This window comes from Cupriavidus sp. 8B (assembly GCF_054589115.1).
In genome coordinates this window covers 43,204-49,111 of the sequence record NZ_BAAILO010000656.1, presented here as the reverse complement: position 1 = coordinate 49,111, position 5,908 = coordinate 43,204, and the positions used below count along the sequence as shown (strand labels likewise).

The following is a 5,908-nucleotide window of genomic DNA, read 5'->3' as shown; positions in this document are numbered from 1 at the left end:
CCCCCTCCCCCTCAACACCGGATCCTCCACCCGGCAACGCCCAACAGCCCGCGCGCAGCGCGGATGAAAACGACACCCGGATGGCGGATTCAAGGGACTGGGCACCTCGCCCTTCAACACGATGCGCTGCCGCTTCTCCTCAGCCTCGACGCTGGCCACCGGCACCGCCGACAACAGCGCTTGCGTATAAGGATGCCGAGGATTGGCATATAGCGCATCGCGGCTCGCGATCTCGACGATGCGGCCGAGGTACATGACGGCGATACGGTCGCTGATATGCCGCACCACCGCCAGGTCGTGCGCAATGAAGACATAAGTCAATCCGAGGCGCCGCTGCAGCTCCATGAACACATTGACCACCTGCGCCTGGATCGATACGTCCAGCGCGGAAACCGGTTCATCGCAAACGATGAGGCTCGGCTCGACCGCCAATGCGCGCGCAATGCCGATGCGCTGCCGTTGGCCGCCGGAGAACTCGTGCGGATAGCGGTCCGCCATATAGGGCAGCAGGCCGACCATCTGCAGCAGCTCGGCGATGCGGGCACGATAGCGCTCACGGTCATTGGCCATGCCGTGCACTTCGAGCGGCTCGCCGATGATGTCGCAGACTTTCATGCGCGGGTTCAGCGAACCGAACGGATCCTGGTAGACCATCTGCACGCTGCGGCGGAAGTGCTTTTCCTGCGCCTTGCTGAAGGTGGAGAAATCGTCGCCGTCAAAGGCGATCCGCCCGCCGCTGGCGGCCAGCATCTTGATGATGGCGAGGCCGGTCGTGGACTTGCCGCAGCCGCTCTCGCCGACCAGGCCCAGTGTCTCCCCGCGCTTGAGCGTGAACGACACGCCGTCCACCGCCTTGACCGAGCCCACCTGCCGTTTGATGAAGACGCCCTTGGTGACGGGGAAATGAACCTTGAGGTTCTCGACGCGCAGGATCTCGTCGCCGATCTTGCCGTGCTGGCGCGCGGCGGAGGCGGTGGAGGCGGCGGACTCGGCCTGCGCCTCAGTGGTGGTCATGGTCATGGAGGAAGCATGCCTTGAAGTGGTTCGGGCGCACGGCGCGCAGCGCGGGGCGCGACTGGCCGCATTGATCGGTGGCGAGCTTGCACCGCGGCATGAAGGCGCAGCCCGGGGGCAGCGCCGTGAGGTCCGGCGGCTGGCCGTCGATGGGCACCAGCGGCTGGCGGGTATCGCCGTCGATGCGCGGCACCGAGGCCATCAGCCCGCGCGTGTACGGGTGCGCGGGATGGCCATAGAGCTCGCGCGCCGTGGCGGTCTCCACCATGCGGCCGCCGTACATCACGGCCACGCGATCGGCATAGCGGGCCACCACGCCCAGGTCGTGCGTAATCAGCACGAGCGCCGTATCGGACTGGCTGGCGAGGTCCTTGAGCAAATCGAGGATCTGCGCCTGCACCGTGACATCGAGCGCGGTGGTGGGTTCGTCGGCGATGATCAGTTGCGGCTTGCAGGCCAGCGCCATGGCGATCATGGCGCGCTGGCGCATGCCGCCGGAGAACTGGTGCGGATAGGCGCCCAGCCGGCTCTGCGGCTCGGGGATCTGTACCTTGCCAAGCAGCTCGCCGGCAATGCCGAGGGCGGTCTTCCACGGCATGCCCTGGTGCAAGTTGATCGGCTCGGCGATCTGCTTGCCAACCGTCAGCGCCGGGTTCATCGACGACATCGGCTCCTGGAAGATCATCGCGATCCGGTTGCCGCGAATCGCCCGCATGCGCGCCGGGCTCAGCTTGAGCAGGTCCTGGCCATCGAAGAGGATCTCGCCCGATTCGATGCGCCCCGCCGGGCTGGGAATCAGGCCCAGGATGGACAGCGCGGTCACGCTCTTGCCCGAGCCGGACTCGCCGACGATGGCCAGCGTCTCACCGGGGGCGACGTCGAACGAGACCTGGTCCACCGCCGTGACCACGCCGCGGTCGGTGCGAAAGCGCGTGGTCAGCTGGTTCACCTGCAGGATGGGTTGCGTCATGCGGGCCTCCTTGTATGGAGCAAGGGAATCAAAATCCCATCTTCTTCTTCATGTCCTGGTCGACCCACATCCGTGCGTAGATCGGGCCGGGACGGACCGCCCCCGCGCGCAGCTCGGCGTTGTAGTTCTTCACCCAGGGCCACCATGCGGTGTACACGTAAGGGGTCGGCAGCCAGATATACGGCGCATCCGCGAGCACATCGCGCGTGAGCGAGCGCAAGGACTCCTGCCGGCGGCCGAGGTCGCGCATCTGGAAGGCTTCATTCACGCGCTGCTCGTACTTGGGGTCGCCCCACTGCGCGGCGTTCCAGACCTGGCCCTTCACGAAGCTCTTGCGGATCGTGGTGGTCGGGTTGGTATGGCCGTTGCTCATCAGGTAGCCGGGCGCATTGGTCTTGGTGGTCATGGCCGACAGGAACGCACCGTACTCCATCGGCTGGATCTCGATGCGCACGCCAACCTGCTCCAGGTAGGCGCCGATCAGCGGCAGCAGCTCCAGGTGCTCCGGCTGGCAGGCGCATACCTGCACCTTGAAGGTGAAGCCTTTCGCATATCCCGCCTCGGCCAGCAGCTTGCGTGCCTTGTCCGGGTTGTAGGTGAACAGCTCCTTCACCGACTCCGGCATGGCGCTCAGCGGCTCGAAGTAGCCGGCGTAATCCGGATGCTGCGGATAGGCGAACAGTTCGGCATTGCCGCCATAGAACTGCTTGACGATCTCCTGCTTGTTGACCGCCATGTTCAGCGCGCGCCGCACGCGCAGGTCGTTGAACGGCTTGGTATCGACACGCAGCGCCACGTACTGTCCATTGGTCGACAACCAGCGCGACCACTTGAGCGCCGGCGCGTTCTTCTTGAGCTCATCGACCGCGGTCCAGCGGACAGATTCGAGCACATCCAGCTTGCCGGTGCGCAGCATGGTGTTGCGGGTGGACTCGTCCTTGACCGTGCGCAGCACCACCTTGTCGACGAAGGGCAGCTTGTAGTCCTTGCCGCCAACCTTGTCGCTATCCCAGTACTGCTCGTTCTTCGTATACGTGCTGGCGGTGCCCTGGACGAAGTTGCTCAGCAAGAAGGGCCCGCTGCCGTTCACGTTCTTCCAGTTGCCGGCCCCGGCGGTCGCCACTTCCTTGGGCATGATGCCGGAGTAGTAGCCCCAGCCGAAGCGGTAATCCCATTCGGCGTTGAACTCATTGAAGCGGAATACCACGGTGTGCTTGTCCGTTGCCTCCACCTTGGTGAGGTGGTCGTAGTACGTGGGGATCTTCTTCGCGCTGGTGTTCTGGCGGTTGTAGCTGAAGACCACGTCGTCGGCCACCAGTTCGCGCTCGTCCATCACGCCCGTCTTGGCGGGAAATTTCACGCCCTTGCGCAACTTGACTTCGAGCGTCAGCGGGTCGACCCACTTCCAGCTCTCGGCCAGCTCGCCGCGTATGGCATCCTCGGGGAGCCACGCATCGGCCTGAAACGCGTACTTGCCACCATTGCGCTTCGCCTTGGAAAGATCAGCAACGAAGAGCTGCTCGTAGACCTGGCCGGTGTCGTAGTTCTGCTTCCAGTTCCAGTCCGCCAGGTCCCAGGACAGGGCGGAGATGGTGGGATACATCGAGCCGATCTCGAGATTGCCGCCGTACTTCGGCGCTTCGGCCTGCGCGCAGGCCGCGCCGGCGCCAAGCGCCAGTGCCATGCCCGCCACCACTGAAGATATAGTCCGGTTCAAGCCGCGTCCCTCCATCGTTGTCGTCCGTTGTTGGTTATCGCGATCCGCGCATGCGCGGGTCGAGCAGGTCACGTAGCGCGTCGCCGTAGACGTTGATGGCATAGACGACAACGGTGAGGCAGATGCCGGGGGCCAAGGCCAGCCAGGGCCCCTGGAACATGAAGGTGCGGCCGTTGCCCGAGAGCATGCCGCCCCAGGTCGGCGCCGGCGGCGGCACGCCCAGCCCGAGGAAGGACAGGCCGGACTCGGCCAGGATCGCGGTGCCCACGCGCGTGGTGAACAGCACGATGATGGGCGGCAGCACGTTGGGCAGGATGTGACGCCACAGGATGCGGCCAGTGGATGCGCCCATGGACTGCGCGGCATGCACATACATGTTCTCGCGCACCGAGACCACCGCGCTGCGGATGATGCGCGACCCGCCCACGCCCAGCAGCAGGCCCAGCGTGCCGATGATCTGCCAGCTGCCCGGGCCGAGCACGGACACCACCACGATCAGGATCACCAGGTCGGGAAAGCTCATCCACGCATCCACCATGCGCTGCACGATCAGGTCGAACTTTCCGCCCAGGTAGCCGGTCAGGATGCCGATCAGCACCGAGATGGCGGTGGCCAGCGTGGCGGCCGACAGCCCGATGATGACCGAGAGCTGCGCGCCGTACAGGCAGCGCGAGAGCATGTCGCGTCCGAGGTTGTCGGTGCCGAAGGGGTGCGCCCACGAGGGTGGCTGCAGCCGCTTCATCATACTGATCTCGTTGACGCCATACGGCGCCAGCCAGTCCGCAAAGACACCGCAGAACAGGAAGATCAGGCAGATCACCGCGCCGGCGGCGCCCAGCGGCTTCTCGCGGAACAGGCGGCCCACCAGCGCGAAGGCCGCCCCGAGCCGGCCAGGGCCGGACGTGGACTGCACTGCTTGCGCGGATTGCGCGGATTGCGCCGTCTTGAGTGTCGGGGCGTTTGCGATCGGACGTGCCATCAGCGGTGCCTCACTTTCGGGTCGAACAGCCCGTAGCTCAGGTCCACGAGCAGGTTGATGAGCATGACAGCCACGCCGACCACCAGGAACACGCCGGTGATCACGGGATAGTCCCGCTGGTTCACCGCATCCAGCAGCAACAGCCCCATGCCCGGCAGCGCGAAGATCTGCTCGATCACCACGGCCCCGCCGATCAGCAGCGGCGCCTGCAGGCCGATCAGCGTCACCACCGGGATCAGCGCGTTACGCAACGCATGGCGCAGGATCACCAGGCGCTCGTTCAAGCCTTTGGCCCATGCCGTGCGGATGTAGTCCTGGCGCAGCACCTCCAGCATCATCGTGCGCGTCATGCGCATGGTGACGGCCGACAGCGCCATGCCAAGAATGATGGCGGGCACCAGCATGTTGCTGATGTGCTGGAGCGGGTCTTCCAGGAAGGGGACGTAGCGCACCTCGGGCGACCAGCCCCACCACACGGAAGGAAACACCATGATCATCGTGCCCATCCAGAAGCTGGGCACCGCCAGCATCAGGATGGAAAACGAGCGCGCCACGTAGTCGGCCGCGGTGTCCTGCCGGATCGCCGACAGCACGCCCACGGGCAGCGCTACCGACAGCGCCACGAACAGGGCAAGCACCCCCAGGGAGAAGGTGGCGGGCATGCGCGCCAACACCATCTTGAGCACCGGCTCGCCCTGCCACAGGGACTGGCCAAGATCCCCGTGCAATACGATGTTGCCGATCCAGTGGACGTACTGGAACCACATCGGCTGGTCAAGGCCCAGCACGCGGATCAGGTCCTCGCGGCTCTTGGTGTCGGCGCTGATGTCGTTCTGGCTCAGCATCAGGTCCACCACATCGCCCGGCACCATGCGCACGATCACAAAGACGATCAGGCTGGCAAACAGGAGGGTGGGCAGCAGCGCCAGCAGGCGGCGCAGGATGTAGGCACTCATGGTGCGCCCGCCTCGGTGACGCCCGGCAAGGTCATTCCACGCGCCCTGGTAAAAGATACCGCAGATACGATAAAGAGTGTCGCCCCGACCATGCCGTCTCCTGTTCGGTGCTTCTTGTGATCGCCCAACGCATCGGATAAGAATCACCTAACGCGCAAATCAAGCGATATCTGATGAAAACTCGGATTACTTCCTAGGAGCCTTCCACCAAGCTGCTGTTTGTGCAGATAGCCCATTCAGCATACCCAGAGTTCTAATTCATGACAACCGAA

General features: G+C 64.8%; 5 protein-coding genes. All 5 read right to left on the bottom strand.

Annotated elements, in window-relative coordinates; translation table 11 throughout:
* A partial coding sequence (locus ACYP5B_RS52700) for an ABC transporter ATP-binding protein (RefSeq protein WP_459575454.1) occupies positions 1 to 1,014 on the bottom strand: 1,014 nt, incomplete at its 3' end.
* A complete protein-coding gene (locus ACYP5B_RS52695; protein WP_459575448.1) occupies positions 1,001 to 1,984 on the bottom strand; it encodes an ABC transporter ATP-binding protein in 984 nt (327 codons plus the stop codon). The genes ACYP5B_RS52700 and ACYP5B_RS52695, both read right to left, overlap by 14 nt.
* Positions 1,985 to 2,012: 28 nt before the next feature.
* Positions 2,013 to 3,668 (bottom strand): ABC transporter substrate-binding protein, encoded by a 1,656-nt coding sequence (locus ACYP5B_RS52690; RefSeq protein WP_459575452.1) that lies wholly within the window; start codon positions 3,666 to 3,668, stop codon positions 2,013 to 2,015.
* Between the two features lie 67 nt (positions 3,669 to 3,735).
* Complete coding sequence (locus ACYP5B_RS52685) at positions 3,736 to 4,680, bottom strand: ABC transporter permease (RefSeq protein WP_400095426.1); 945 nt, start codon at positions 4,678 to 4,680, stop codon at positions 3,736 to 3,738.
* Positions 4,680 to 5,636 carry an ABC transporter permease gene (locus tag ACYP5B_RS52680; protein ID WP_459575446.1) on the bottom strand — a complete coding sequence of 319 codons (957 nt, stop codon included), beginning with the start codon at positions 5,634 to 5,636 and terminating at the stop codon, positions 4,680 to 4,682. Before ACYP5B_RS52680 ends, ACYP5B_RS52685 begins: the two co-directional genes overlap by 1 nt.
* Between the last annotated feature and the right edge of the window lie 272 nt (positions 5,637 to 5,908).

Bases quoted from the DNA above. Each gene is read 5' to 3' on its own strand.
- ACYP5B_RS52695 (WP_459575448.1), bottom strand. From the start codon at position 1,984: ATGACGCAACCCATCCTGCAGGTGAACCAGCTGACCACGCGCTTTCGC.
- ACYP5B_RS52690 (WP_459575452.1), bottom strand. From the start codon at position 3,668: ATGGCACTGGCGCTTGGCGCCGGCGCGGCCTGCGCGCAGGCCGAAGCG.
- ACYP5B_RS52685 (WP_400095426.1), bottom strand. From the start codon at position 4,680: ATGGCACGTCCGATCGCAAACGCCCCGACACTCAAGACGGCGCAATCC.
- ACYP5B_RS52680 (WP_459575446.1), bottom strand. From the start codon at position 5,636: ATGAGTGCCTACATCCTGCGCCGCCTGCTGGCGCTGCTGCCCACCCTC.